General features: G+C 54.0%; 2 protein-coding genes. One reads left to right on the top strand and one right to left on the bottom strand.

Translation table 11 applies throughout. From position 1 onward, the window contains the following. Positions 1–45 precede the first annotated feature (45 nt). Entirely contained in the window at positions 46–1,641 is a 1,596-nt protein-coding gene (rtcR, locus tag VIL80_RS06825) for an RNA repair transcriptional activator RtcR (protein ID WP_332035371.1), read from the top strand. Between the two features lie 157 nt (positions 1,642–1,798). On the opposite strand, the gene VIL80_RS06820 is transcribed toward rtcR, so the two are convergent. Further along, a partial coding sequence (locus tag VIL80_RS06820; RefSeq protein ID WP_332035370.1) for a dipeptidase occupies positions 1,799–2,971 on the bottom strand: 1,173 nt, incomplete at its 5' end.

Genomic DNA, 2,971 nt, shown 5'->3' with positions numbered 1-2,971 from the left:
ACAAATTTCTATCTTTTTTGATATCTAAATCATATATTCGATAGTATGAAAACAGTCGCAATCAGCATTCTTGGAACCACATTGGATCGGCGCGGACGGGGCGACAAGCGCTGGGACAAGTGGCGCCCCAATATTTCCATGTGCCAGCACGATGATTTGCTGATCGATCGACTCGAGCTGCTGTTTGACAACCACTCCCAGGGCCTGGCGGACCAGGTAACCGAAGATATCGCCCGGGTATCTCCCGAAACCGAGGTGGTACATCACCGCGTGAATTTTCAGGACCCTTGGGACTTTGAATCGGTTTACAGCCTGTTGCTCGATTTCGCCCGCGGCTACCGCTTCACACCAAGCAGTGAAAATTACCTGATCCACATCACCACCGGGACCCACGTTGCGCAGATCTGTCTCTACCTGCTTACCGAAGCGGGATACCTGCCCGGGCAGCTACTGCAAACGTCACCGGCGAAACGGGACAGCAACCTGCCCGGCCAATACCAGATCATCAATCTCGATCTTTCCAAATACGATCAGATAGCCTCACGCTTCCAGAAAGAGCACCAGGAGGGCACGGCTTATCTCAAGGGTGGCATCGAAACGAGCAACAAAGCCTTTAACGACATGATCGCGCAGCTGGAGAAAGTATCCATTCGCTCCAATGCGCCCATCCTGATCACGGGCCCCACTGGTGCCGGGAAGTCACAACTCGCCCAGCGGGTTTACGAATTGCGCAGGCAGCGCGGCAATCTCTCAGGCCAACTGGTAGCAATCAACTGCGCCACACTGAAAGGTGAGAACGCAATGTCCGCATTGTTTGGCCACAAAAAGGGCGCTTTTACCGGAGCCAGCGCAGATCGCCCCGGCCTGCTTAAGCAGGCCCACCAGGGTTTGTTGTTTTTGGACGAAATTGGCGAGCTTGGCCTCGATGAACAGGCGATGCTTTTGCGTGCCATTGAAGACAAGCGGTTTATTCCGTTCGGTTCGGACAAGGAAACCAGCAGCGACTTCCAGTTAATCGCAGGTACCAATAACGACCTCGCGCAAAGAGTTCGGGAGGGAAGCTTCCGCGCGGATCTACTGGCGCGAATCGATCTTTGGACATATCGGCTTCCGTCACTAAAAGACCGCATCGAGGATCTCGAACCCAACATCGATTACGAGCTGGAATCCTTCGCCAATAAAGCGGGATATCTGGCCGGCTTTAACAAAGCTGCACGGGAAAAATACCTGAACTTTGGGCGCGCACCCATGGCGAGCTGGTCCGCAAATTTTCGGGACCTGAATGCCAGCATTACCCGGATGGCAACCCTCGCAGATGGTGGCCGGATTACCGAAGATATTGTTGAAGAGGAAATTTTTCGGCTGAAACAGAAATGGCAGTCCGCTGAAGACAGCGAATTGCAGCTGCAGACTATCATCGATGCCGTTCTGGGAAATGGACGCAGTGAAGCAATGGACTATTACGAGCAACTCAAACTTGCCACACTGATTAAAATCTGCAAAGAATCCAGCTCAATGGCTGAGGCAGGCCGGAAGCTCTTCAATGTGAGCCGACTTAAGAAAACGTCAAATAACGACTCTCATAGGGTAAAGCAGTTACTGGGCAAATACGGCATCAACTTTGAAGAGCTTAATACTTAGTGGATGTCATAATTTTCACGGCCGGCTGGAATGCGTGTCGCAATAACAGCACTGATCCAGGCTGAGTAATTTCGGAGAGGTACTCTTGGGTACCGGGCAAAGATCTGGCAGTCCGGCGAACCCGCCGGACTGCCAGACTGGATGCCGTATGAACGCCCTAGCCCTCGACTTTCTGCAGTGAATCCGCAACGGCCTGCACCTCGTCCATTACCCGCATGAGATTGCCACTCCACAATTTGGAAATATCTTCTTCCGTATAGTGGCGCTTGAGCAACTCTTCGGTCACTGACACCGTTTGCGATGCGTCATTCCAACCGGCAACGCCGCCACCACCATCGAAATCTGAGCTGATACCCACGTGTTCGATACCGATTTTCTTCACCAGGTAATCGATGTGGTCGACGAAATCCTGCACATTCACCGGCGGCACCAGCGGGTCGACTTCTTTTTCCACGATGGGCGCCACCTGTGCACGCAGTTTCATAAAGCCGGCCATGTATTCGTGGCGGGCTTCACTGTCGAGCTGGCCCACCTCTTTCCAGTCCAGCATTTTGAAACCGTTTTTCTCGGCTTCCTTACCCATCACCTCAAGCGCCTTTGTTTTCCAGGCATCATTTTTTTCGGTATTGAGATAGGACGCAAAGGCCACGGTCTGGACCACCCCGCCGTTTTCCTTGATTGCCATCAGCTCTTCGTCATCCAGGTTGCGACTGACATCGTTCAGGGCTCTGGCGGAGGAATGGGACGCGATTACCGGCGCCTTGGTCAGACGCAGGGTTTCCAGGTTGGCGGCCTTGGAGGGATGCGACAGGTCGATGATGATTCCGACCCGGTTCATTTCCCCGATCAGCTCGCGCCCCAGATCACTGAGCCCGTTATGCAACCACACACCGTCGCTCTCACCGGTATTGGAATCGGAGAACTGGCTGTGGCCGTTGTGCGACAGTGACATATAGCGCGCGCCGCGATCGTAAAACTCCTGTACCAGGCTGAGATCGGTACCCAGTGGATAGGCGTTTTCCACCCCGATCAGCGCTGCCAATTTGCCGTTGGCAATCAACTCGCGCACCTGCGCTGTGGTGGTCGCCAGGCCTATGCGTTCCGGAGCAATTTCTTCGGTCAGGCGATGTACCGCATCGAACTTGGCTCGCGCATTTTCCAACGCTGCCGCGTAACCCTCTTCGGTAAGCTCCCCCTGCCCGGTGTAAATGCTGAACCACACCGCATCCAGCCCACCCTGCTCCAGTTTGCCCAGATCGACCTGGGTCTGCAGGTTTTGGGTGTAGTTATGATCCGCGGTGAAGTTGCTGACATCGATGTCGACATGAGT

It is taken from the genome of Microbulbifer sp., assembly GCF_036563125.1.
GTDB lineage: Bacteria > Pseudomonadota > Gammaproteobacteria > Pseudomonadales > Cellvibrionaceae > Microbulbifer.
The sequence above is the reverse complement of the archived record's forward strand: the minus strand, read 5'-3'. Positions and strand labels throughout refer to the sequence as shown.